This is a genomic window from Xanthomonas sp. WCS2018Noco2-27 (assembly GCF_031843525.1).
Classification (GTDB): Bacteria; Pseudomonadota; Gammaproteobacteria; order Xanthomonadales; family Xanthomonadaceae; genus Xanthomonas.
The window spans coordinates 155,472-180,569 of the sequence record NZ_JAVTIK010000001.1 but is presented as its reverse complement, the minus strand read 5'-3'; the positions used below and the strand labels follow the sequence as shown (position 1 = coordinate 180,569).

Sequence of the window (25,098 nt, the reverse complement as noted above, 5' to 3'; positions counted from 1 at the left end):
AATCACCGCCAGATAGGCGCGGCCGGCGTTGTGGTTCCTATCAGCACACGGCCAAATTGCAGGTGCGATGTCCTCAGCGCTCGCGGGACCCTGTGGCGACATGGATGTCGCCACGGAGTCTCCATGGATGGATATACGACGTGTCCCGCGAGCGCTGAGGGCATCGCGCCCTCGATCAGCTCGGCTTGGAACAACGAGACGACGCTGAAGCTCAAGCTCTGCCTCGCACGGTGCAGATGCGTCGGTTGTAGCGTGGTTGATCTGCGGATTTACTGCAGGGCCCTTGCCCGCCCACCATCGCAGGACACGCTGCAAGTACGTCCATGTAGCTCTTATGCGGCATCCATGCCGCATAAGGTCCCGCGACGGCGGGCGGGCAAGGACCAGTCAAGATGGTCGGTGTGCATGTCGCGCGGATGCCCGGCGCTGTGCGGTCTGATCGGCTCCTTTAGATCTGAGATGTCACTGCTATTCCCGCCACTACGTCACTCGTCAACGCAAACCAACAAGGCAACAGCATGGACACAGACTTCTGGCTACAGCGCTGGCAGGACGGGCAGACCGGCTTTCATCAGGATGAGGTGATGCCGCTGCTGCAAAAGCACTGGCCCGCACTGCAGTTGCCACTCGCTGCACGCGTATTGGTGCCGCTCTGCGGCAAGACGCTGGATCTGCATTGGCTGGCTGCGCAAGGCCATCGTGTCCTGGGCGTGGAGCTCTCGCCGCTGGCCGTGACGCAGTTCTTCGATGAGGCCAACCTGCAACCGCAGCGCCACACCAGCAGCGCTGGCGAACATTTCGTCGCCGGCCCCATCGAGATCATCTGCGGCGACGCCTTTGCGCTGGACGCAAGCATATTGGCCGATTGCACAGCGGTCTACGACCGCGCCGCGCTGGTGGCCTTGCCAGCGGAACTGCGCCGGCGGTACTTGGAAACCACCTACGCGCGCTTGCCTGCAATGTGTCGCGGGCTACTGATTACGCTGGATTATCCGCAAGCCGAAAAGGCCGGCCCACCCTTCGCGGTGGATGCGGCCGAGGTGCAGACGCTGTTTCAGGCGCAATGGCAGGCGCAGCAGTTGGAACAGCGCGACATCCTGGAGCAGGAACCGCGCTTCCGTGCCGATGGCGTCACCGCACTATCCACCGCGGTGTATCGCCTGCAACGCAGCTGAGACCCGGCCTCACCGCCAGTGTCGGCTACATCGCGACTGACCGCAGGCAACGTCGAGACAAGGTCTGCAACGCCACTTTCGACGTCTGGACGGCCTTGACGAAAAACGCCGGCACCAGGCCGGCGATCTATCTCAGCTCGACCAGCGGTAGAGCGATGGGATCAGCACATCCGATCGGGGCGCAATCGATGCGTGGGCCGTCAATCGCGATGGCCCATATGCCTCCGCCACCTCCGCCACCGCCGCGCGGCTGCACCGCACAGCGGTCAACAGCGATCCCGCAATCAACCGGCCACGTGGCCCTTGTCGATCTTCGAGGTCTGGTACAGCTCCAGGCCAATCCGCTTGATCAGGCCGAGCTGCTGCTCCAGCCACCAGGCATGATCTTCTTCGGTGTCCTGCAGCTGCTTGAGCAGCATGTCGCGGCTGACGTAATCGCCGTGCTCTTCGCACAGCTTCATGCCGGCAGCGAGCGCCGCGCGTACTTCGTATTCCACCACCAAATCGCGCTCGAGCATCTCGACCACGGTCTTGCCTGGCGCAAACTCCGCCGGACGCATATCCGGGTCGCCTTCCAGGAACAGGATGCGACGTAGCAACGCGTCGGCGTGCTCGGTCTCTTCCTGCATCTCATGGTTGATGCGCTCGTACAGCGCCATCAGGCCCTGATCCTCGTAGCGGCGCGAATGTAGAAAATACTGGTCGCGTGCCGCCAGTTCGCCGCGTAGCAGCTGCTTGAGGTAATCGACGACTTCGGGATGGCCTTTCATGGTGTGCTCCAGCAACGCAATGCGCGCATGGTGCACTAAGCCGGCGGGCAATGATCTAATCGGAATCACTTTCAGTTGCGCTTGCGGCAAGACCCGTCGCGGTCATGATCCGCAGCCACACTGAGACGCCCCACACCACCACGGCGCAGCGGCAAACGGGCGGTATCGGCCGGCGCTGCATTTGATGCGCCTGTGCGGCCGCTCCCGCCCTACTGCCCGCCAAGGTCTGTCGGCTACCCACGAACCACGCTCCAAGGAATAGACGATGCGCAAATGGCTGACCCGGCTGATGTTGGCAACTGTGGTACTGGTGCTCGCCGCCGGCCTGACGCTGTATCTGCTGCTGCGCGGCAGCCTGGCGCAGTTGGACGGCGAGACGCCCTTGACCGGCCTGACCGCCCCAGTCGGCGTGCAGCGCGACCACAACGGCGTGGTCACCATCGACGCGGCCAGCCAGGCCGATGCGATGCGCGCACTCGGCTACGTGCATGCGCAGGAGCGCTATTTCGAGATGGATCTGATGCGCCGCGCGCCTGCCGGTGAATTGTCCGAACTGTTCGGCCCCAAAGCGGTGGATCTGGACAAGCGCAACCGCGTGCATCGGCTGCGCGCGCGCGTGCATGCCAACCTGGACATAGCCGCCGGCAGCCAGCGCGCGGCTCTGCAGGCCTACACCGACGGCGTGAATGCAGGTCTGGCCGCGCTGCCGGTGCGGCCGTGGCCATATCTGCTGCTGCGCCAGACCCCGCGCGCCTGGACGTTGGAGGACTCCATCCTCACCGGCCTGGCGATGTATGCCGACCTGCAGGACAGCGACAATCAGACCGAACTGGCTGCCGCGCGCATCCGCGCCGTGGTGCCGCCCGCCCTGGCGGCGCTACTCGATCATCAAGGCTCCAGCTGGGACGCACCGCTGTTCGGCGCGGCGCACGGCGATGCCGTGTTGCCCGATGCGGCTGCGCTGGATCTGCGTCGCTTGCCGCATCCGCCCGCTACACCGCCTGCCGAGCAACCCACCCCGGGCAGCAATAATTTTGCAGTGGATGGCAGCCTCACGGCCGACGGCCGCGCCATCGTCGCCGACGACATGCATCTGGGCCTGCGCGCGCCCAACATCTGGTTCCGCGCGCGGCTGCGCTATCCCGACACCGCGGCGCCAGACGGCAAGGTGGACGTCACCGGCTTCACCCTGCCAGGCCTGCCCGCGGTGGTGGTCGGCAGCAATGGCCATGTGGCCTGGGCGTTCACCAACAGCTATATCGATACCGCCGACTTTGCGCGGATTCCCGCCGCCACGCCCGAGCATCCGCAAGCGCTGACCACGCATGTGGAAACGATTCGTGTGGCGGGCGCTGCGCCGGTGCGCCTGGACGTACGCGAAGCGGCGTGGGGGCCGATCCTGCATGAAAACCCCGATGGCAGCCTGCTGGCGCTGCGCTGGGCCGCGCAGCTACCCGGCGCAATCCGTCTGGACTTCGCACAGATGAGCAGCGCACGCGACCTGCAGAGCGCATTTGAAGTGGCCGACCGCTCGGGCATTCCGGCACAGAACCTGTTGCTGGCCGACCGCAGCGGGCGCATCGCCTGGCGCCTGATCGGCGCACGTCCTGCGCGCAACGCCGGATGCAGCCCGACCGGCATTGCCGAGCTTGCGACCTCTGCAGCGCAGCCGACCTTGCCCACACCTCCTGCGCAGACCGGCACACCACCGGCCACCTGCATGCCATGGCCGGTGCGCAGCGATGTGGCGCCGGCATTGGTCGACCCGCCCTCGCATCGGCTATGGACGGCCAATAGCCGCGTGGTCGATACGCAACAACTGGCCACGCTTGGCAATGCCGGCTACGACCTCGGCGCGCGTGCGCAGCAGATCCGCGACGATCTGTTCGCAAAGCAGCGCTTTAGCGAGCGCGATCTGCTGGCGATCCAGCTGGACGACCGTGCGCTGTTGCTGACGCGTTGGTGGCAGCTGTTGCGCAGCGTGGTCGAGCACAGCAAGGACCCGGCGTTGCAGCAGATCGAACAAGCAACGCAGCAGTGGGACGGCCATGCATCCACCACGTCGGCCAGCTACCGCATCGTGCGCGATTTCCGCAGCAAGACCATCGATGCGGTAGAAGCCGGTCTGCTGGCGCCCGCCCAATCCGCATTGGGCGAGCAGTTCCTGACGCCGCGTCGCGCACAGCTGGAAGGCATCGTCTGGCCGATCTTGCAGCAGCGCCCCGCCAACCTGCTGCCGCCTGCCTTTGCAAGCTGGGACCAATTGCTGAGCGATGCTGCACGCAATGCGCAAGCGGAGTTGGTGGCGCAGGCCGACCCAGGCCAGCCACTCGACAAACGCACCTGGGGCGAGCGCAACACCGCCGCCATCTGCCACCCGATCGCACGCGCGCTGCCGGCGTTGGCCGCGCGCTGGCTGTGCATGCCGGCCGACCAACTCCCAGGCGACCGCGACATGCCGCGCGTCCAGGGCCCGGCCTTTGGCGCCTCCGAACGCATGGTGGTGTCGCCCGGCCACGAGCAGGACGGCATCGTGCACATGCCCGGCGGCCAGAGCGGCCACCCACTGTCGCCGTTCTGGGGCGCCGGCCACGACGACTGGGTCCACGGCCGTCCGACTCCGTTCCTGCCGACCACCACAACGCACACGCTGCGTTTGCAGCCGCAGTAAGCGCGCTGGCGTTGTCCGATCTGTCGGATACCGGTCTCGATGCAAGCGAAGAAATGATTGAGCCGCAGTAGCCCCTCTCCTGCGGGAGACCTGCCGACCACCACAACGCACACGCTGCGTTTGCAGCCGCAGTAGGCGCGCTGGCGTTGTCCGATTTGTCGGATACCGGTCTCGACGCAAGCGAAGAAATGGTCGAGCCGCAGTAGCCCCTCTCCTGCGGGAGAGGGGTTGGGGTGAGGGTACGTGCGCACGCATGCGACCGATGGCATGCGATGCGACGCAGCCTCGGCTTGTTTCAAGCGGCTTGTGCATGACAAACACCACGAGGCTTCGTGTGTCCCCTCATCCGCCCTTCGGGCACCTTCTCCCATCGGAAGAGGGAGAGCGCTGCACTTCTGACGTCTGCATTTAGAGCAGCTAAAAAAAGACTGTGCAGCCATCAGGCGGGCGCGGCCATTGCTCGGTGGGGTATGTACCACGCATACGCTCCGGTTACTCCGCGCCCCGCCTGACGACTGTTCGCTACGTTTCGTTAGCCACGCTTATGGGTTGCGTTTGGCGTTTGGCGTTCGGCGTTCGGCGTTCGGCGTTTGGCGTTTGGCGTTTTGGATGCCGCACATCGCAGATCTTCAGGTTCCAGCGTCCAGACATCCGCACGGCTGGCAGGGCATGTGATCAAGCGAGCACAGCATGATAAGATGCATTTGATAACCATTATCATTAACGACCAATGCGCCCCACGCTTCTTGTCACCGCGCTGACCGCTGCGCTCGCCCTGCCCTCGCCATCCGCTTTCGCTCAGCACACCAGCACCTCGGCTGCGGTCACCGAACTCGATGGCGTCAATGTGGTCGGCCGTGCGCAGACGCTGTACAAATCCGACGATGCAGCGGTCGCCACGCGCACCGACACGCCGCTGGCGCTGGTGCCGCAATCGGTGCAGGTGCTGCCGCGCGAGTTGATCGACGACCAGGCCGCGCGCCAGATCACCGATCTGTATCGCAGCATCAGCGGCATCAGTTTCTTCAGCTACGCGGGCGTCACCTTGCGCGGGTTCCGACAGGAAAACGTGCTCTACGACGGTCTGCGTGGCGATCCGTATGCCGGTTTTTCGGTGCCGCAGCTGTTCAACATCGAGCGCGTGGAAGTGCTCAAGGGTCCGGCCGGTGCGCTGTACGGCGGCGGCGAACCCGGCGGCGTCATCAACTACGTCACCCGCAAGCCTGCACAGCAGACGCAGCGGCGGGTGGAGCTGCAGCTGGGCAATCAATCGTTCGGCGCAGCGTCGTTCGAAGCCACCGGCCCGGCGCGCGAAGACGGCCGCATCCGCTATCGCATCGGTGCCTATGCCGATGGCGAGGATGGCTTTCGCCGGAACACCGATAGCCAAAGCCAGATCGGCGATGCCTCGGTGGCCTTCGATATCGGCGACACCGGCGAGCTCACCCTGCAATACACCGATATCACCCAGAACCTGGGCGGCAATCGCCTGCGCGGCGTGCCGGTCGATGACGACGGCAACTTCCTCACCGACCGTCGCTGGAACCACAACGAGCCCACCGATTTTCTCGACATGCGCGCCAAGGTCGCCTTCGCGCAGTATCGGTTTGCGCCCTCCAGTGCGTGGGATGTGGACATGGCGCTGCGCTGGTTCAAAAACGATGAGCATCAGATCTATCACGAGCCGATGGGCTTGATCGACCGCGATCGCGACGGCACCGCCGAGTGGATGACGCGGCAGTTACGCAACCAGTACCGCGACAACGATGCCATTTCCAGCAACGTCAATGCGGTGTTCCGTACCAGCACCGGTGCCATCGCACACAAGCTGCTGATGGGCGCCGATTACTATCGCCTGGATGCCGATTTCCGCGCGCAAACGGCAAACACCGCAGATAGCGGACGCGTGCGCGGGACGGTGCCGGGCATCGACCTGTTCAACCCGGTCTACGGGCGTAGCGGCTTTTACGATTACGGCCTGGACACGCTGCCCTGGCGTGCCACCAGCACGCGTAGCCTGCGCTACGGCGCGTATCTGCAGGACGAACTGACGTTGACCCCACGCTGGTATGCGATGGCCGGACTGCGCTGGGATGGCTTCAAGGACGACAACCTGCTGGATGGCTCGCGCATCACCGGCAACGACCTCAGCTGGCGCGTGGGCAGCACCTTTGTACTGCGCGATGGCGTCAATGCTTATGCGAGTTACGCCAGCGGGTTTGTGCCGCAGGACGCGGCAAATCAGGATGCGAGCGTCGGCGGGCCATTCGACCCGGAGCGCAGCAAACAATGGGAGCTTGGCCTGAAGACCGCGCTCAACGATGGCGGCTTGACGCTCAACACCGCGCTGTATCGCATCGAGCGCAGCAACATCGTGCAGGCCAATGGCAGCGTCGTCGATGGCGTCAACCAACTATCTGCGCTGGGCCTGGTGCGCAGCGAAGGGCTGGAAGTCGACCTGCTGGCCGACCTGACCCAGCGCTGGGTGCTCAACCTGACATACGCCTACAACGATGCGCGCGTGCTCGATGCCGGTAGCGACGGCATCACCAATGCATCGGGCGATCGCTTCGCCAATGCACCGCGCAACACGCTCGGGCTGTGGACCCGCTACGACCTGCCGGCCTGGCGCTCGGCGGTGGCCTTCGGCGCCGACTACGTGGGCGAGCGCGTCAGCCTGGACGGCCAGCGCGTGAAGCCGTACGCCATCTACGACATCAGCTGGCAGACGCAATGGGACGCATGGAAGCTGCAGATCAACGTCAAGAATCTATTCGACAAGGTGTACGCGATGAGCGGCTTCAACGCGCGTGGCGGACACTTTCCAGGCGAGCCGCGACGCCTCTATGCGCAGTTGGCGTATACCTTCTGAGCACGGCGACTCGTCGCTCAAGTAGCTGCAGCACGGACGCTTGCAATGCCGGCGCCGCCCTCCGGCAAGCATCGCCATCACGATCACGCCTGCGTCCATGCAACACGCACTCACCACCACCGCAACTGCACGTTGAAGCACAGTTGCACTGCGCACAATTGCCACGCAATGAACCTGCGCCGAATCGCGCAGGCCGTCATGGGCTGGAACTTAACGTTCGGTGGGACACACTAGAGGCCGTCGCGATCTGGAGATCTCTCCACACCGATCGCCCCCTCCCCTCACTGACCGGAATCCGCATGCCTCAGCTTGCCCGCTCCGTTTCCGCCCTGTTGCCCCTGGTGTTTGCAGCCGCCTGCTCGGCCGCACCACCGGCCAAATCCGGCCCACCCGACGCGCCTGTCGCCAGCTGCACCGCCAAGGTGAAGCCGGGGCAGGATCTGCAAAAGGCCATCGATAAACTGCCGCAAGGCGATACGCCGTCGGTGTTGTGCCTGGAAAAAGGCGAATTTCCGCTGCGTGGGCTGGTCTCGATCCACCGCGGCAACCTGACCTTGCGCGGCAAAGGCCCAAGCACGGTCTTGCGTATGGCCGATGGCGTGCAGCAACCAGCACTGGTGGTGGGCGACTACGAAAATCAGCAGCCGACCGGCGTGATCCGCAATGTCAGCATCGAAGACATGCAGATCGTTGCCAGCACCGGCGACAAGGAATTCATGCCCGAGCGCCCGTACCTGAGCAACAGCGCGGTGGTGGTGCGCTCCGGCCAAGGCATTCGCCTGGCGGGGTTGCAGGTCAACAAGTGCCGTAGCGCCTGTCTGTTGAGCGAATACGACACGCGCGAGATCACCATCGAAAACAACGATGTGTCCGGCGCGATCTGGGACGGCGTGTCGTTCAACCGCACCGCCAAGGTGACCATGGTCAACAACTACATCCACGACAACGTGGCGGCCGGGTTGACCACCGAACATCTGGAAGACAGCGAGATCCGCAACAACCGCTTCGAACGTAACGGCAGCCAGGGCATCTATCTGTCCGATGCGCGGCGCAACCGCTTCAGCAACAACGTGTTCGATGGCAACAAGGTGGCCGGCGTGTTCCTGGCCTGCGCCATCCGCTATCGCACGCCGGAAATCCTGTGCTGGGACAACAGCATGAGTCAGGACAACGTGTTCGAGAACAACCGCTTCTCCAATACGCCGTTCACCTACACCATCGGTGTGGACCGTGCCGCCAACTGCACCGCGGCCGACTTCAAGCCCAACCTGTGGCGCAACAACCAGGCCGATGTGGCCGGTGTGGATATCGAGCCGCAGCGCTACGGCTATTGCGTGCGCCACGAGCAGTAAACACGTGCACTACAGAGCGGCCGGCAGCGCGTTAGCGCATGCCGGCCGCTGCAGTTGCAACGCGCGTTACGAGGCCAGTGCCTGCTCGTGCACGCCGGCGATCGCACGGCCCGACGGGTCGGCCATTGCCGCAAAACTCGCATCCCAGGCAATCGCGGTCGGTGACGAGCACGCAATCGACTTGCCGCCCGGCACTGTTTCTGCCGCCGCCTGGCTCGGGAAAAACTGCTCGAACAGGCTGCGATAGAAATACGCTTCCTTGGTCTGCGGCGAGTTGACCGGAAAACGCCGGTCGGCCGCAGCCAGCTCGCGGTCGCTCACATGCGCGGCGGCATGCGCCTTGAGCCCATCGATCCAGCCGTAGCCCACGCCATCGCTGAACTGCTCTTTCTGCCGCCACAGGATCGATTCGGGCAGGTAGCCGGCGAACGCTTCGCGCAACACGCCCTTTTCCATGCGCGTGGCGCCGGTGCTGGTCTTGTCGATCATCTTGAAGCTGGCATCCATGCGCATGGCCACATCCAGGAACTCGCGGTCCAGGAACGGCACGCGTGGCTCAACACCCCAGGCCATCATCGACTTGTTGGCGCGCAGGCAATCGAAGTTGTTGAGTGCATCCAGCTTGCGTACCAATTCTTCATGGAATTCGCGCGCGTTCGGTGCTTTGTGGAAATACAGATAGCCACCAAAGATTTCGTCGCTGCCTTCGCCCGACAGCACCATCTTGACGCCCATCGCCTTGATGCGCCGCGCCAGCAGAAACATCGGCGTGGACGCGCGAATGGTGGTGACGTCGTAGGTTTCGATGTGACGGATCACTTCCGGCAACGCGTCCAGGCCCTCTTCGAAGGTGTATTCGAACCCGTGGTGCACGGTGCCCAGTGCTGCGGCGGCGACTTCTGCAGCGGCAAGATCGGGCGAGCCTTTCAGGCCGATCGCGAACGAATGCAGCCGCGGCCACCAGGCTTCGGTGGTGTCGTTTTCTTCGATGCGATGCCGTGCATAACGCGCGGCGACGGCTGCGACCAAGGACGAATCCAGACCGCCCGAGAGCAACACGCCGTACGGCACGTCGGTCATCAACTGACGATGCACCGCACGCTCAAAGGCTTCGCGCAATTCCTGCAATTGCACCTGCACGCCTTCCACTTCGCCGTATTCGCGCCAGGCGCGCTCGTAGTAGCGGCTCAATGCGCCGGTGGCGCTGTCGTACCAATGGCCCGGCGGAAACTGTGCGGCATCGGCGCAATCGTCCACCAGCGATTTCAGCTCGGAAGCCACGCGCAGGCGGCCTTCACGATCGTGACCCCAGTACAGCGGCACCACGCCGATCGGGTCGCGCGCAATGATCACGCGCCCGGCCGCCTTGTCCCACAGCGCGAACGCAAAGATGCCGTTGAGGCGGTTGAGATACGAGGCCGGTGCATCTTCGCGATACAGCGCGTTGATCACCTCGCAATCGGAGCCGGTCTGGAAGACGTACGGCTGCTGCAGCTCCTGCTTGAGTTCGCGATGGTTATAGATTTCGCCATTCACCGCCAAGGCCAGCTGCCCATCTTCCGAGAGCAAGGGCTGCGAGCCGCCGGCCGGGTCGACGATGGCCAGCCGCTCGTGCACCAGGATCGCGCCGGTGTCGACATACACGCCGCTCCAGTCCGGACCGCGATGCCGCTGCCGCTGCGAACATTCCAGCGCCTGCCGGCGCAGGGCCTGCAGATCGTCGCCGGGTTGCAGGCCGAAAATGCCGAAGATGGAACACATGGAAACACTCCTGATGAAACTGCGGGGATGGATGGCCGGTGGACGAGCATGCTGCTTGGAAGTGACGCCCAAAAAAAAACCCGCATCGGCCGATGCGGGTTTTCTGATTCCTGGGCGTTTGTGTGTACTTCGCCTAGTCGCAGACCCGCATCGGCCGCGCACGATTATTCGCGCGCAGCGTGTTGCGGTTGGCGTTATTAAGCTTGGCGAGGTGGATGACCATGTAGCCGACGCTAACCGTTCGTTTTCGCTGGCGCAACTGTTTCAGCGGCAACGACGGCGGCGCAGCGCTTGCTCAACCGATCAACAAGCGTTCGACAAGCGTGCGGTACAGCGACGGCAACGCCTCCAGATCGGCTACGCGCACATGCTCGTCCACTTGGTGGATCGACGCGTTGACCGGGCCGACCTCGATGCATTGCGCGCCCAGCGGCGCGATGAAGCGCGCATCGGAAGTGCCACCGCCAGTGCTCTCCTCCGGCGGCGCGCCGGCGAACTGGCCCAACACCTCGCGCGCGACGCTGCGCAGTCGGCCCTCCGGGGTGTAGAACGGCTCGCCGCTGCGGTGCCAGCGCACGCTGTAATCCAGCGCATGGCGATCCAGCACTGCAGTGATTTCTGCCTCCAGCCGCGGCGCATCCCACTGCGGGGTGTAACGCAGATTGAAGGCGACCTGCAGTTCGCCGGGGATCACGTTGTTGGCACCGGTGCCGGCATGGATATTGGAAATCTGCAGACTGGTGGGCGGGAAACTTTCGAACCCGTCGTCCCAGCGCCGTGCGACCAATTCGGCCAACGCGGGCGCTGCCAGATGGATCGGGTTGCGCGCCTTGTGCGGATACGCCACATGGCCCTGCACGCCGTTGACGGTCAGCGCGCCGGACAGGCTACCGCGGCGTCCAACCCGCAGCAGGTCGCCCAGTCGCTCGGTGGACGATGGCTCGCCGGTGATGCACCAATCGATCGCTTGCCCACGTTCGCGAAACAGATCGGCCACACGCCGCACGCCATCGATGGCATCGCCTTCCTCGTCGGAGGTCAACAACACCGCCAATGTACCGGGGTGCTCCGCATGGGCCGCAACAAACTGCTCGGCGGCAATCACGAAGGCAGCCACGCTGCCTTTCATATCGGCGGCACCACGCCCGTACAGCACGCCATCGCGGATCTGCGGATCGAACGGATCGCTGGTCCACGCCTCGCGCGGGCCAGGCGGCACCACATCGGTATGCCCGAGCAGCACCAGCACCGGCGCGCCGCTACCGTGCGTGGCCCACAGATTGTCGACTTCGCCCAAGCGCAGGTGCTCGCAGGCGAATCCGGCAGCGGCCAGGCGCTGCGCGATCACGGCCTGGCAGCCGGCATCCACCGGGGTCACCGAGGCGCGTGCAATCAAATCACAGGTCAGATCCAGCACATCACTCATCGAAACATCACCATAGCGAGGCCGCACCAGCGGCGTGGATGGATCATGGACAGCGTCGAGCAAGCGCACTGACCAGGTCCGCGCCGCGCGCGTTGATCACCGCTCGCGGCGCGTCGCGGTACTGCGGTCTACGCTGCAGCAAGCTGCACCCGGCACGGGCGTCTTTCGCCACCGCGCCAGCCACCGCTGCGGCGGTATTGCCGGCACCGTTGCGACTGCAGCTGCTCAGCCCACACCAAACGCTTTCTTGAAGCCGTTATCGGAAAAGCCCTGGGTCAATGCACAATCATCGGTGACGACCACCGGCCGGCGGATCAACTGCGGGTACTCGCGCAATAACAGCTTCCACTCCGCCTCCGAGCCGGGCGCCTTCTTGTTGTCGGGCAACTGCCGCCAGGTGGTGGACGACTTGTTGATCAAGGCATCGAATCCACCCGCTTTGCCGGCCCACTCCAACAGTGTCTCCGGCGACGGCTTGTTGTCGCGGTAATCCACAAACGTGTAAGCGACACCGAAGCGGTCCAGCCACTTGGTGGCCTTTTTGCAGGTGTCGCAGTTCTTCAATCCATACAACGTGGTCATGTCGTGCTCTCTTCAACTGCCTGGTGCGCGCCTGCACGCGCCAGCAGGGTGGTGGCCAACGCGGTGGGGTCTTGCCCGTGCGCAGGCAGGAACACCACCCGTGCGCGCTCACCTTGGAATTTCAACGCCAGCCGCACCGGTGGAAACAGCCAGGCCGGATCGACCGCACGCAGCTGCGCCAGGTCCACACGCTGCGACCGCCCCTGCTGCACGATCTCCAGCGCATCGCCAGCATCGCGCACCTGCGCCCATCGCCTGCACAACACGATATGCCGCACGGTCAGCCCAAGCATGGCGACAGGCGCCAGCCAGCGCAGCACGTCCAGCTGCTGCGGCACGCCGTCGCGCGCCAGCGAGCCCGCCACGTAGACCGCAGCCCATCCCAGCCACAGGGCCGGGATGCCCCGTCGGATCCAGCCACTGCCCGGACGCGACAGCAGGGTGCCGGCGGATGCGGGTGCGGTACTCAATCGGCCAGACCGCGCAGCAGCTCGTTAACGCTGGTCTTGCTGCGTGTCCTGGCATCCACCTGCTTGACGATTACTGCGCAATACAGCGAATGCGAACCGTCCTTGGACGGCAGCTGGCCAGACACCACCACGCTATAGGGCGGCACATAGCCGTAGGAAATCTCGCCGGTAGCGCGGTTGTAAATACGCGTGCTCTGCGAAATGAACACGCCCATGCCGATCACGCTGTGATGGCCGATGACCACACCTTCGACCACTTCCGACCGCGCGCCAATGAAGCAATGGTCTTCGATGATGGTCGGGCTGGCCTGCAGTGGTTCGAGCACGCCACCGATGCCGGCACCGCCGGACAGATGGCAGTGCTTGCCGATCTGCGCGCACGAGCCCACCGTCGCCCAAGTGTCGACCATGGTGCCTTCGCCGACATAGGCGCCGATATTGGTGAAGCTCGGCATCAGCACCACGTCCTTGCCGAAATAGGTGCCGCGACGCGCGACCGCACCGGGCACCACGCGCACGCCGGCCTTGCGGAAGTCGGCTTCATGGAAGCCGGCAAAGCGCGATTCCACCTTGTCCCAGAACGGCGCCGGCTGCGCATCGATCACCGCCATCTCGTTGACGCGGAAATACAGCAACACGGCTTTTTTCAACCACTCGTTGACGGTCCAGCCGCCCTGCCCGTCCGGCTCGGCCACGCGGAATTCGCCGCTTTCCAGGCCATCGATCACGCGGGTAACGATCGCACGGGTGGAGCCGTCGATCTCATCCATCGTCAAGGTGGCGCGGCGCTCGAAGGCGCTTTCGATGCCGAACTTCAGTTCATCGCTGCCCACATGGGTTGCCGCGCTCTGCACGGCAATCGGCAGTTTCTTCGCAGCGGCCGCTTTCTTTGCAGCTGGCGCCGACACCACGCCGGTCGCCTGCCCGGCCACGCGCGGTGCGCTGGCGGCCTTCTTTTCAGCAGGCTTCTTTACAGCAGCCTTGTTTACAGCGGTGCTCTTGACCGGCGCGACCTTGACCGCCGCCGTCTTGACGGCGCCCTTCTTGCCGACGCTCGCGACCGGTTTGGTCGTGTCTGCTGCGGGCGTCTTGCCGGCCTTGGCGGTGGAGGTGGCTGCGCGCTTGGGTGCGGCGCTGGCGGTGGTCGCGCCGGGCTTGCGCGCGGTCTTTTTGGGGGTGGCCATGGGGGTCTCCGGACGTACTAGGCGGGGTCGAGACAGGCGCACAACGCATCGCGCAGGGCCTGCCGGGCGGATTCGGACAACGGGCGATCGTGCTCGTCGGTGATCTGGAACTGATCTTCCGCACGCTCGCCAAAGGTGGCGATGCGCGCGTCGTGCACGCGCAGCTGTTGCATGCGCAGGACATACGCCACATCGGCCAGCAGGCCGGGGCGATCGGGGGCGACCAGACTGATGCGGGTGCGGCGGCCGCCGGCGCTTTCGCTGAATTCCACGCGCGGCGCAAAGCGGAAATGCCGCAACTGGCGCGGCACGGCACGCCGCGATGGCCGTACTTTTTGCAGGTCGCCGGCCAGCACCTGGCGTAGCGCGGCGGCAAGACGCTGCGGATCGCCATCGGCATAGCCTTCCTGCGGCAGCACTTCGAACACGTCGAAGATCGCATCGTGCGGCGCGTCCAGCACGCGCGCGCGGTGGATGCCGTAGCCCTTGCGATCCAGCGTGGCGACGATCGCCGAAAACAGGCCATCGCGGTCTGGCGAATACACGAACAGTTCCAACGCATCGTTGTCCGGCACCGCACGACGCGCTTTGACCAGGGTCTGGCCGATCTGCACTTCGATCAGCGAGACGGCCTGCCAGGCGAGCTGCTCGGGACGGAAGCGCAGGAAGTTTTCATCCGGCATGCCGGCGAACTGGCGATCGATGGTGGCATCGTCATGGCCTTGCGCCTGCATCAGCGCGCGTGCGGAGTCGCGCGCTTCGCGCAAGCGTTCCTCGCGCGGCGGCGGATGTTCCAGGCCTTCGCGCAGCGCGCGACGCGCGGCGAAATACAGATCCGCCAGCAACCGGTCCTTCCACGCATTCCACAACTTGGGGCTGGTGCCGGCGATGTCGGCGCAGGTCAACAGATACAGATAATCCAGACGCTCGCGAGTGCCGACCAGGGTGGCGAAGCGATGGATCACCTCCGGATCGGAGATGTCCTGCTTTTGCGCGGTCACCGACATGCGCAAGTGCTGCTCCACCAGCCAGGTCACCAGTTCGGTATCGCCTTCGCTGAGCCGATGCGCAAGACAGAACGCGCGCGCATCGACTGCGCCTAGTTCGGAGTGATCTCCACCGCGGCCTTTGGCGATGTCGTGAAACAACCCGGCCAGCAGCAGCAATTCCGGCTTGCGCAGACGCGGCCAGACTTCGTGGGTGATCGAAAAACGCTCGTCGGCGCGACCGGCGGCGAACAGCGCGATGTTCCGCAGCACCATCAATGTGTGCTGGTCCACCGTGTAGACGTGAAACAGGTCGAACTGCATGCGCCCGGACACACTGGCAAACGCCGGAATCCACTGCCCCAGCACACCCAGCCGCGCCATGCGGTTGAGCGTTTCCACCGCACGCGGGCCGCGTAGCAGCGCCATGAAACGGTCGCGCGTGGCGGCATCGGCCACGTCGTAAGCCGGCAGTTGCTGCAGCACTTCGGCCAGCGCGCGTGCGGTCAACGAATGCAACCCGCGCACATCGCGATGCGCGGCCCACTGCGCAAACAGCGCGAATACCCGCAGCACATCGCCATCCGGCCAGCTGTCGGCATCGGCGGCCAGGTAACCACGACGCAGGCTGAAGCCGTCGTCCAACGGCTCCGGTACCGCCTCGCCATCGAACTGTTCTTCGAAGCGCTGCAGCAGCCGGTCGCTGATCCGGCGGATCAACGCAGCGCTGCGGTAAAAGCGCTGCATCATTTTTTCGACGCCCAGGCTTTCCGGGTCGTCGGCAAAGCCCAAGCGCTGCGCAAGGGTCTTTTGATAATCGAAACGCAGGCGTTCTTCCGGCCGGTTGGCCACGATGTGCAGCCCGAAGCGCAGCCGCGCCAATTCTTCGCGCTCGCGCCGCAACGCAGCCGCTTCGTCGAAGCCGACATGGCCCAGCCCGACCAATGCTTCCAGATCCTTGACCCCGAACGCGCGCAACGCCATCCAGCCCAGGGTCTGCAAATCGCGCAGGCCACCCGGGCCGTCCTTGATGTCGGGTTCGAGATTGTCGGCGGTGTCGCCAAACCGCTGATGCCGTGCCAGCAATTCTTCGCGCTTGGCCTGGAAGAAATCGCGCGGCGGCCATACCCATTGCGGCGCGATGGCCGCAGCCAGCGCCGCACGCGCGTCGCCATCGGCCACCAACGGCCGCGACTCGATCAACGCGGTGAGCACGGTCTGATCGATCGCCGCGGCGGTGCATTGCGCCGGCGAGCGCACTGCGTGACTGATCGGCAGGCCCACATCCCACAACAACGCGAACAACCGCGCCAGCGCCTGCTCGTGGCGCTGCTGCACGGCGGTGTCACCCAACACCAGCACGTCCACGTCCGAACGCGGAAACAGCTCGCCGCGGCCATACCCACCGACCGCATGCAGCGACAGGCCGCTATCGGCCGGAATACAGCGGGTCCAGGCGTTGCGCATCAACTGGTCGACCGCGCGTGCGCGTAGCGCAACCAACCGTTCAATCGGTTCGCCCTGATCGAAGCGTTTGCACAGCCGCATGTCCGCGTGCACCAGCAGCGGACGGGCCTGCGCGGCCCATTCCGCATCGCCGGCGACGCCCGGGTCGGGTCGATCCGCCGGCGTGGCCGTCATACCGGCGCGGGCGAATTGGCAGACAGCGTCAGCACATCCACGCCGTCTTCGGTCACTGCGACCATGTGCTCCCACTGCGCGGACAACTTGCGGTCCTTGGTGACCACGGTCCAGCCGTCGGGCAGTGTCTTATGGTGATAGGTGCCTTCATTGATCATCGGCTCGATGGTGAAGGTCATGCCCGGCTTGAGCACCAGGCCTTCGCCCGGACGGCCGTAATGCATCACCTGCGGTTCGTCGTGATAGACCTTGCCGATGCCGTGGCCGCAGTAGTCGCGCACCACGCTGAAACGTTCGGCCTCGGCAAACTTCTGGATCGCATGGCCCACATCGCCCAGCGTGGCGCCCGGCTTGACCGCGCGGATGCCGCGCCACATCGCTTCATACGTGGTGTCCACCAGGCGTTTGGCCATCACCGACGGCGTACCCACGTAATACATGCGGCTGGTGTCGCCGTGCCAGCCGTCCTTGATCACGGTGACATCGATATTGACGATGTCGCCTTCCTTCAACACCTTGGCCGCGCTCGGAATGCCGTGACAGATCACGTTGTTGACCGAGGTGCACACGCTCTTGGGAAAGCCGCGATAGCCGACGTTTGCAGGAATGGTGCCCTGCACGTTGACGATGTGGTCGTGGCAGATGCGGTCGAGCTCGGCAGTGGTCACGCCCGGCTTGACGTGCGGGCCAACGATGTCGAGCACCTCGGCGGCCAGACGGCCGGCGATGCGCATCAGTTCGATTTCTTCTTTGGTTTTTAGATTGACGCTCATGCCCCCGATTATCGCCGATCCGGGCTGAATCTGAACGACCCGCGACAGCGTTTTTTGCAGGACACAGTGTCGACAGCACAAGCGGACCGGGCAACAGCAAACCGTCGCGAGCGCCTATTCATGTGTGACGCAGTTCCTCTCGCGTCAAGAATCCTGCGAGCGAAGTCATCAATAGGACATCGCAAATTTCGCAAAAGATGCAAGCGAAACAGCTAGATACAAGATGAATTCGCAGTTATGTTTGGCACAGTTGATGCATTGCATGGAGGGCGACAGCTTGTCGCGTCATCAAAGACCTGACCGGTCAAGGAAATGTCCATGCGCACTGTCCGCCCTGTCCTGCTCTCCATCGGCCTGCTCTCGACCATCGGCATGGCGACGGCAGCAGATACAACCACCTTCAACGTCAAGATCGCCGTCACCAAGGCCTGCACCATCACCGCCGCCTCCGCCACGGACGTCGACTTCGGTTCGGTGCTCTCCACCTCGACCGCCAACGCCGATGCCAACGGCAGCGTGACCGCCCAATGCACCGCATTGACGCCCTACAACATCGCGCTGAGCGCGGGCAGCAACGCGGGCACCTCCAACGATGTGACCACCCGCCGCATGAAGAACGCCGACCCACTGGTCACCACCAACAACTTCATCGCCTATCAGCTCTATCAGGATCTGGGCCGCAGCACGGTCTGGGGCAGCACCACCGGCACCAACACCCTGAGCCGCACCGCCACCGGCATCAACCAGGTCTACCCGGTCTACGGTCGTGTGACCAATCCGTCGGTCAACAACGCCGCGACCGGTAGCTACCAGGACACGATCACCGCGACCATCGTCTATTGAGCTCACGCATGCCATCGCAACAGCTGCCGTCGCGCCTCCGTGCGTGGCTGGTCCCGGTTGGACTCGCCCTGAGCCTGTCGCTGAGCTGCGCCTGGCTGTTGCCGCCTGCGCAGGCGGCCAGCCTGCAGCTGGCGCCGACCTCGCTGACCCTGAGCGCAGAACAGACCGCCGACGGCCTATGGCTGAGCAACAGTGGCGGCGCGCCGGTGCAGGTGCAGACCCGCGCCTATCGCTGGACCCAGCGCGATGGGCAGGACCAGCTCGATCCGACCCAGGAAATCCTGATCAGCCCACCGATGCGCACCTTGGCTGCGGGCGAGCGCCAACTGATTCGCGTGATCCGCGCCGGGCCTGCGCCCACTCGCCAGGAGCTCTGCTACCGCATCATCGTCGACGAACTGCCCAGCGCCGATGCCGATCGTAAGGGCATGCAGTTCGTGCTGCGCTACTCGGTGCCGATCTTCGTCCTGCCACCCGGCAAGGCCGAGCCCACGCCCACCCTGAGCGCGCAGGTGATCGCCGGCACCGACGGCAATGCGCAGATCCAGATCAGCAACAGCGGCTCCGGGCATGCGCAGGTCGCCGATCTGCAGCACCGGGTCGATGGCGCAACCAAGACCACCTTGAACGGCTTGGTCGGCTACGTGTTACCGGGCCAGACCATGCGCTGGTCGCTGGGCGCACCGCTGGCGCAGTTCGGCCGCGGCTCCATCGTCGCAAGGATCAATGGTGAGGCTGACGAACGCACCTTGTTGGCCGCGCCCACGGCGCCGTGATGCGGCCCGGCTGGCGATGACGCTGCTTGCGACCGCCACCGGGTTTGCGAACGCCATGGCCGGCGATCTCGCCGATGTCGCATCGTTGCCCGACCAGATTGCGCAAAGCGCCGCCACTCAACCGCAGTCGCTGTATCTGGACGTCACCTTGAATCAGGCCGATCGCGGCCTGGCGCCATTTGAGCTGGTCGACGGCCATCTGCGTGGCTCGGTGGAAACGCTGCGCAAACTCGGCTTCATCCTGGCCGATCGACTGCCCGGTGAATTGGTCGATCTGGATCGGCTACCCGATGTGGAAGTGCGCTACGACGCCGCGCTGCAGCGGCTCGCGCTGCAGGTACCGCTGGCGCAGCTGTCGCTGTCCACCACCGTGCTCAAGGCCGAAGAAGCCGCCCCGCCCAGCGCCACCGCATCGCCGGGCATGCTGCTCAATTACGACTTCTATGCCACGCGCAATGCCGGTTCCAGCAGCATGTCGCTGGCCACCGAACTGCGCGGCTTCGGCCTGGGTCGCGGCATGGTCGATACCACCGCCATTTTTCTGGCCTACGACCGCCCGCAGGACCAACGCTGGCGCAGCGAGGCGGTGCGCCTGGACAGCGCTTGGCAGATGGATTTCCCCGACAGCGCCACCAGCCTGCGGGTGGGCGATTTCTACAGCGGGTTCGTCGACTGGAGCCGTTCGCTGCGGCTGGGCGGCGTGCAGATCGGCCGCAATTACGCGCTGCAGCCCTATCGCGTGCTGACCCCGACGCCCAGCTTTCTGGGCGAAGCGGCGGTGCCCTCCACGGTGGAGCTGTATGTCGATGGCCTGCGTCAATACAGCGGCCAGGTACCGGCCGGGCCGTTTCAACTGGCCGCGCAACCGGGCATCAGCGGCACCGGGCAGGCGCAGATCGTGGTGACCGATGCCTTCGGCCGGGTGCGTCGGCTGGACTTCGCGTTTTACGGCACGCCGCAACTGCTGGCGCGCGGCATTTCCGAGTGGTCGGCAGGCATCGGCCATCTGCGCCGCGACTATGGCGTGCGTTCGTTTTCCTATGCCTCGCAGCCGGTCGCCAGCGCCAGCTTTCGCAAGGGATTGCGCGATGACTTCACCATCGAGGCGCACACCGAAGCCGGCGGCGGCGTGGTCAATGCCGGCGCAGGCGGGGTGTGGTTGCTCGGCGCTGGCGGCGTGTTCAATGCGGCCTACGCACACAGCAAGATGCATGCACTGCATGGCGGCCAGTCTGTACTGGGCTACGCCTGGAACAACCGGCGTTTCAACGTGAATCTAGGCACCCAGCGCACCCATGGCGATTACCGCGATCTGGGCGCATTGCAGGGCAGCCTGCCGGCGCGTGTCAGCGACCGCGCCGCATTCGGCGTCAATGCCGACCCGATCGGCTCGCTGGGCACCAGCTATGTGCGCCTGAGCTACCCGCAAGGCGACACCTCGCGTTATGCCAGCGTGTTCTGGTCGCGCAGCTTCGGGCGCAACTGGGCCGCCAATCTGTCGGGCAATCAGAACCTGGATATCCGCAGCGACCGCAGCCTGTATCTGTCGCTGTCCACCACCTTCGGCGAATTACGCCAGGCCAGCGCGTCGATGCAGCGCAACGGCAATCGCACCGGGTTTGTGGCCGATGTCAGCCAGCCGCTGCCCGGCGACGGCGATCTGGGCGGCATCGGCTGGCGCGTGCAGGCACGCGCGGGCGACGATGCCAGCGGCGGGCTGGCCGAGCTGGGCTGGTTGAACCGCGTCGGTCGCTACAACTTCGGCGCGGCCACCCAGGACGGCGACCATTTCGGCTATGCCAGCGCCAGCGGCAGCCTGGTGTGGATGGACGGCCGCAGCTTTGCGGCGCGCGACGTCCAGGACGCGTTTGCGGTGGTGTCCACCGACGGCCAGGCCGGCATTCCGGTACGGCTGGAGAACCGCTTGATCGGGGTCACCGATGCACGCGGCACCTTGTTGGTGACGCCGCTGCAATCATGGCAACGCAATCAGCTATCGATCGACACGCTGAGCCTGCCGGCGGACCTGCGCGTGGATCGGGTCGACACCACGGTGACGCCGCGCCAGCAATCCGGGGTGGCGGTGCGCTTCGGCATCACCCGCGTGCGAGCTGCAGTGATCGTCTTGCACGACGCAAACGGCGCGCCGGTGCCGGTGGGCAGCGTGGCGCAACGCGAAGGCGATGCCGAACGCGTGGTGGTCGGCTACGACGGCGAAACCTATCTGGACAATCTGCAGAACGACAACCGCATCCTGGTGGAGTTGCCGGAGGGCCGCTGCATCGCGCAGTTCGCGTATCCGGCCGACGCTGGCCGCATTCCGCGGGTCGGCCCGTTGCGCTGCATCGCGGAGCCGACGCCATGAGCGTGCAGGCGCTCTGGCGGGTCTTGCTTGCACTGAGCCTTGCAGTGCTGTGGCTGACGCCCAGCCAATCGGCGCATGCCGATACCACCTGCACGGTGACGTTGGGGACGCCCTTGGCCTTCGGCAACGTGGCCGCCAATGGCGCCACCGATGCGGTCGCGAGCTTCAACGTGTCCTGCGCCACCACCGCGCTCAGCGTGCTGGGCCAGGCGCGGGTGACGCTGTGCCTGGACCTGGGGCCCGGCAGTGCCAGCGCAGGCGTGTATACGCCGCGCCGCATGCTCAACGCCACCAGCGATGCGTTGAGTTACCAGATCTACAGCGATGCGGCGCGCACGCAGGTCTGGGGCGCCACCGGATCGAGCACGCCATCGCCGCTGATACTGAGTTTCGCCTATTCGGTACCGATCCTGGTCGGCGGCTCGCAGACCACCACGGTCACCTTCTACGGACGCATTCCCGGCAGCCAGACGCTGTCGGTGGGCAACCACACCAGCAGCTTCGGCGGCGCCGATACGGTGATGCGCTACGCCTACAACGAAAGCATCATCGGCGGCATCCAGCCGCCGGCCAACTGCAACACGGGCGGCAGCGGCGCCAAGACCGCCAGCAACGCGTTCCCGTTCACCGCCTCGGCCGATGTGCCGGCGCGTTGCAATACCTATGTCACCACCGATCTGGATTTCGGCAGCATCGCCGGCAGCATCGACACCCAGATCGACCGCAGCTCAACCATCAGCCTGGCCTGCACCAACCGCACCGCCTGGAACATCGGCCTGGACGTCGGCGTCAACGCCAGCGGCGGCATCCGACGGATGCGCCACGCCAGCAGCGCCAACTTCATCACCTACGAGCTCTACAAGGACTCGGGGCGCAGCAACCGCTGGGGCACCACGGTCGGGGTCGATACCCTGGCCGGCACCGGCAACGGGGTCGCACAAATGGTCACCGTCTATGGCCGCGCGCCGGCGCCGCAGCTACCCATCGCCGGGGCCTATACCGACACGGTGACTGTCTCGATCACTTACTGACCGTTAATTAAGTTCGCTTCGGGGGCGTCGCTATTTGTAACGACTCCAATGCAAACGATTGCCTTCATGACGCCGGTCACCTTCCTGAAGTGCTTCACGCTGGTCGCCCTCGCTTGCAGCGCCGCTGCCGCAACTGCGTCCACTAACCGCGGCCCGGACAACTCCAGCCTGCACATCGGCCTGCGCCTGCTCAGCGGTTGCGAGCTGCGCACGACCCCGCCGCGCGCCAGCTGCTCGCGTGGCACGCCAGTCGCGGTTGCGCAGCCGTCGCGCAACGTCAACACCCCATCGACCACCAGCACTGGCCAGGACGCCAGCGCACTTGCAGGGCCTGCGCCCAGCGGTGCGACGCGCATCACCACCATCGCGTTCTGAGCATGGCCGCCACCCGCCCGCGCTGCAGTTGGCTGATCCTGGGCCTGCTATGCATGGCCGCTAGCGGCAGCGCTGTCGCTGCCGAGATCGCCATCGCCCCGACCACCGCGCACATCCCGGCCGATAGCGACCAGGCGGCGGTCTGGCTGTACAACCAGGCGGCGCAACCGTGGCGCGCCGATGCCAAGCTTTACCGCTGGAGCCAGGACGGCGGGCGCGAAGTATTGGAACCGGCCGTCGGCGCCACCGTCAGCCCCAGCCAGTTCGAAATCCCGGCGCAAGGCCGCCAGCTGTTACGGGTCATCCGCCTCGGCCCTAGCCCGGCCCGGACCGAAGACAGCTATCGGTTGGTGGTGACCCAACATGCCGTGGGCGATGAAACCGAGCTGTTGCGGTATTCCACTCCGGTGTTTGCGATGCCCAGCGAGCCGGGCGAGTTGCACCCGCAGCTGCAGACGACGCTGTCCGGCCAGGGCAGCGGCCGCAGCTTGCGCATCCACAATGCCGGCGTGCACCACGCCCGCCTGGCCGACCTGGCCTTTATCGATGCCGGCGGTACCCGGCACAGCATCGGCAACGATCTGGCCGGCTATGTGCTGCCCGGCCAGACCCGGCAATGGGCGCTGCCAGCAACCCTGTCCGCCGATCTGGGACGCTTCGTGGCCCGCGTCAACAGCGATACCGAAACCACGCTCGCACTGCAGCCCTGAGTCCCCTCGCCCGCCAGTCCTGGCGATGCCGGCAGTGCACATTGCATACGACCGGCCCGGCCGGCTATACTCCGCCGGCTGTTTTGCGTCTTTGCCGCATCGCGCCGTCCACGTCGGACGTCACCGACGAATCCACACCTGCTGCCGCCATCCGTGCCGGGGTGCCCTCACAAGGGTTCGTCGCGGAGGCAACAGGGAAGCCCAACCCCGGAATCTTGTGCGTTTGATGCGAGTGTTCTCGCAGCGCCCGCACTCCCTGCGCTGACTTCAAACAACAGCTGCGCACGGCGATTCCGCTACCAGGAGTTTTTTCAATGCCTCAGGTCACCATGCGTCAGATGCTGGAAGCCGGCGTCCATTTCGGCCACCAGACCCGCTACTGGAACCCCAAGATGGCGCCGTACATCTTCGGCGCGCGCGGCAAGATCCACATCATCAACCTTGAGAAGACCGTCCCGCTCTTCAACGACGCGATGAACTTCCTCTCCTCAATCGCGCAGAAGCGCGGCACCGTGCTGTTCCTGGGCACCAAGCGCAGCGCGCGCGAGTCGATCAAGGAAGAAGCCGAGCGTTGCAACATGCCGTTCATGACCCAGCGCTGGTTGGGCGGCACGCTGACCAACTTCCGCACCGTCAAGCAGTCGGTTGCCCGCCTGAAGGAACTGGAAGCCGCTGAAACCGACGGCACCTTCGAAAAGCTGGTCAAGCACGAAGTGCTGGGCCTGCGTCGCGAGCGCGAAAAGCTGGACGCGTCGCTGGGCGGCATCAAGGAAATGAACCGTCTGCCCGACGCGATCTTCGTGATCGACATCGGCCATGAAGACATCGCCATCAAGGAAGCCAAGAAGCTCGGCATCCCGGTGATCGCCGTGGTCGACACCAACTACGATCCGGCCCTGGTCGACTACGCCATCCCGGGTAACGACGACGCCATCCGCGCCGTGCAGCTGTACGCACGTGCCGCTGCCGATGCCGTGCTGGAAGGCAAGGCTGCTGCGCCGAACTCGGCGTCGGTGCGCGAAGAAGAGTTCTCGGCTGACGCTGGCGACGAAGGCAAGGGCCGTCGCGCCCCGGCCAAGAAGAGCGCCGAGAAGAAGGCCGACGCACCGGCCGCTGCTGCGGCACCGGCAGCAGCTGAAGCACCTGCAGCACCGGCTGCCGAGTAATCGGCATGCAATGCGGCCGCTCCATGCTGGGCGGCCGCAGCCCCGACGGGTCCATCGCGACCCGTCGCTGAGGCCACCAAAGATTTTTACGGGGGCGGCCCGCACGCTGCACCGTCTCCTCACTGGCGGAACACTTCCGCCGTACGCATTCGTCCATACGAGGTAATTC

At 65.1% G+C, this 25,098-nt stretch carries 19 protein-coding genes and 1 other RNA gene; 12 read left to right on the top strand and 8 right to left on the bottom strand.

Annotation, left to right across the window (positions count from 1 at the left end; all coding sequences use genetic code 11):
• Window positions 1-518: 518 nt before the first annotated feature.
• Window positions 519-1,175: a thiopurine S-methyltransferase gene (locus tag RQH86_RS00785; protein ID WP_115553395.1), complete on the top strand. Its 657-nt coding sequence runs from the start codon at window positions 519-521 to the stop codon at window positions 1,173-1,175.
• A gap of 284 nt (window positions 1,176-1,459) precedes the next feature.
• On the opposite strand, the gene bfr is transcribed toward RQH86_RS00785, so the two are convergent.
• Entirely contained in the window at window positions 1,460-1,945 is a 486-nt protein-coding gene (bfr, locus tag RQH86_RS00780; RefSeq protein WP_074059611.1) for a bacterioferritin, read from the bottom strand.
• 265 nt (window positions 1,946-2,210) lie between these two features.
• On the opposite strand from bfr, the gene RQH86_RS00775 reads away from it, so the two are divergent.
• From RQH86_RS00775 to hpaM, 4 genes are all read left to right on the top strand, one after another.
• Window positions 2,211-4,616 carry a penicillin acylase family protein gene (locus RQH86_RS00775; RefSeq protein ID WP_311240156.1) on the top strand — a complete coding sequence of 802 codons (2,406 nt, stop codon included), beginning with the start codon at window positions 2,211-2,213 and terminating at the stop codon, window positions 4,614-4,616.
• A gap of 470 nt (window positions 4,617-5,086) precedes the next feature.
• A non-coding RNA gene (locus tag RQH86_RS00770) (sX9 sRNA) lies at window positions 5,087-5,154 on the top strand.
• 192 nt (window positions 5,155-5,346) lie between these two features.
• Window positions 5,347-7,488 carry a TonB-dependent receptor gene (locus RQH86_RS00765; RefSeq protein ID WP_311240155.1) on the top strand — a complete coding sequence of 714 codons (2,142 nt, stop codon included), beginning with the start codon at window positions 5,347-5,349 and terminating at the stop codon, window positions 7,486-7,488.
• A 299-nt stretch (window positions 7,489-7,787) separates the two neighbouring features.
• Window positions 7,788-8,840: a type III secretion-associated outer membrane-bound protein HpaM gene (hpaM, locus tag RQH86_RS00760; RefSeq protein ID WP_055845076.1), complete on the top strand. Its 1,053-nt coding sequence runs from the start codon at window positions 7,788-7,790 to the stop codon at window positions 8,838-8,840.
• 66 nt (window positions 8,841-8,906) lie between these two features.
• Here hpaM and asnB read toward each other — a convergent pair whose 3' ends face one another.
• The 7 genes from asnB to map all read right to left on the bottom strand — a co-directional run bounded on the left by asnB (window position 8,907) and on the right by map (window position 17,663).
• Window positions 8,907-10,601, bottom strand: coding sequence for an asparagine synthase B (gene asnB / locus RQH86_RS00755; RefSeq protein WP_311260555.1), 1,695 nt, complete (start codon window positions 10,599-10,601; stop codon window positions 8,907-8,909).
• Window positions 10,602-10,896: 295 nt separating this feature from the next.
• Window positions 10,897-12,027 (bottom strand): succinyl-diaminopimelate desuccinylase, encoded by a 1,131-nt coding sequence (dapE, locus tag RQH86_RS00750; protein ID WP_311240315.1) that lies wholly within the window; start codon window positions 12,025-12,027, stop codon window positions 10,897-10,899.
• Window positions 12,028-12,252: 225 nt separating this feature from the next.
• Window positions 12,253-12,609, bottom strand: a complete 357-nt coding sequence (locus RQH86_RS00745) for an arsenate reductase (RefSeq protein WP_311240314.1) — start codon at window positions 12,607-12,609, stop codon at window positions 12,253-12,255.
• A complete protein-coding gene (locus RQH86_RS00740; RefSeq protein ID WP_311240313.1) occupies window positions 12,606-13,079 on the bottom strand; it encodes a hypothetical protein in 474 nt (157 codons plus the stop codon). The genes RQH86_RS00745 and RQH86_RS00740 overlap by 4 nt, the downstream gene beginning before the upstream one ends.
• Window positions 13,076-14,263, bottom strand: coding sequence for a 2,3,4,5-tetrahydropyridine-2,6-dicarboxylate N-succinyltransferase (gene dapD, locus RQH86_RS00735; RefSeq protein WP_311240312.1), 1,188 nt, complete (start codon window positions 14,261-14,263; stop codon window positions 13,076-13,078). The genes RQH86_RS00740 and dapD overlap by 4 nt, the downstream gene beginning before the upstream one ends.
• 17 nt (window positions 14,264-14,280) lie before the next feature.
• Window positions 14,281-16,890 (bottom strand): [protein-PII] uridylyltransferase, encoded by a 2,610-nt coding sequence (locus RQH86_RS00730; RefSeq protein WP_311240311.1) that lies wholly within the window; start codon window positions 16,888-16,890, stop codon window positions 14,281-14,283.
• Window positions 16,887-17,663: a type I methionyl aminopeptidase gene (gene map, locus RQH86_RS00725; RefSeq protein ID WP_055845099.1), complete on the bottom strand. Its 777-nt coding sequence runs from the start codon at window positions 17,661-17,663 to the stop codon at window positions 16,887-16,889. The genes RQH86_RS00730 and map overlap by 4 nt, the downstream gene beginning before the upstream one ends.
• Before the next feature lie 318 nt (window positions 17,664-17,981).
• Here map and RQH86_RS00720 point away from each other — a divergent pair, with 318 nt between their 5' ends.
• The 7 genes from RQH86_RS00720 to rpsB all read left to right on the top strand — a co-directional run bounded on the left by RQH86_RS00720 (window position 17,982) and on the right by rpsB (window position 24,929).
• On the top strand, window positions 17,982-18,506 hold the full coding sequence (locus tag RQH86_RS00720) for a spore coat U domain-containing protein (RefSeq protein ID WP_161556490.1): 525 nt from the start codon (window positions 17,982-17,984) through the stop codon (window positions 18,504-18,506).
• Window positions 18,507-18,514: 8 nt separating this feature from the next.
• Window positions 18,515-19,282, top strand: a complete 768-nt coding sequence (locus RQH86_RS00715; RefSeq protein ID WP_311240310.1) for a molecular chaperone — start codon at window positions 18,515-18,517, stop codon at window positions 19,280-19,282.
• Between the two features lie 16 nt (window positions 19,283-19,298).
• Entirely contained in the window at window positions 19,299-21,647 is a 2,349-nt protein-coding gene (locus tag RQH86_RS00710) for a fimbria/pilus outer membrane usher protein (RefSeq protein WP_311240309.1), read from the top strand.
• Complete coding sequence (locus RQH86_RS00705) at window positions 21,644-22,678, top strand: spore coat U domain-containing protein (protein WP_311240308.1); 1,035 nt, start codon at window positions 21,644-21,646, stop codon at window positions 22,676-22,678. The genes RQH86_RS00710 and RQH86_RS00705 overlap by 4 nt, the downstream gene beginning before the upstream one ends.
• Window positions 22,679-22,726: 48 nt before the next feature.
• Entirely contained in the window at window positions 22,727-23,053 is a 327-nt protein-coding gene (locus RQH86_RS00700) for a hypothetical protein (RefSeq protein WP_055845111.1), read from the top strand.
• Between the two features lie 2 nt (window positions 23,054-23,055).
• Window positions 23,056-23,763, top strand: a complete 708-nt coding sequence (locus tag RQH86_RS00695) for a fimbria/pilus periplasmic chaperone (RefSeq protein ID WP_311240307.1) — start codon at window positions 23,056-23,058, stop codon at window positions 23,761-23,763.
• Between the two features lie 314 nt (window positions 23,764-24,077).
• Entirely contained in the window at window positions 24,078-24,929 is an 852-nt protein-coding gene (gene rpsB, locus RQH86_RS00690) for a 30S ribosomal protein S2 (protein WP_115512133.1), read from the top strand.
• Window positions 24,930-25,098 lie beyond the last annotated feature (169 nt).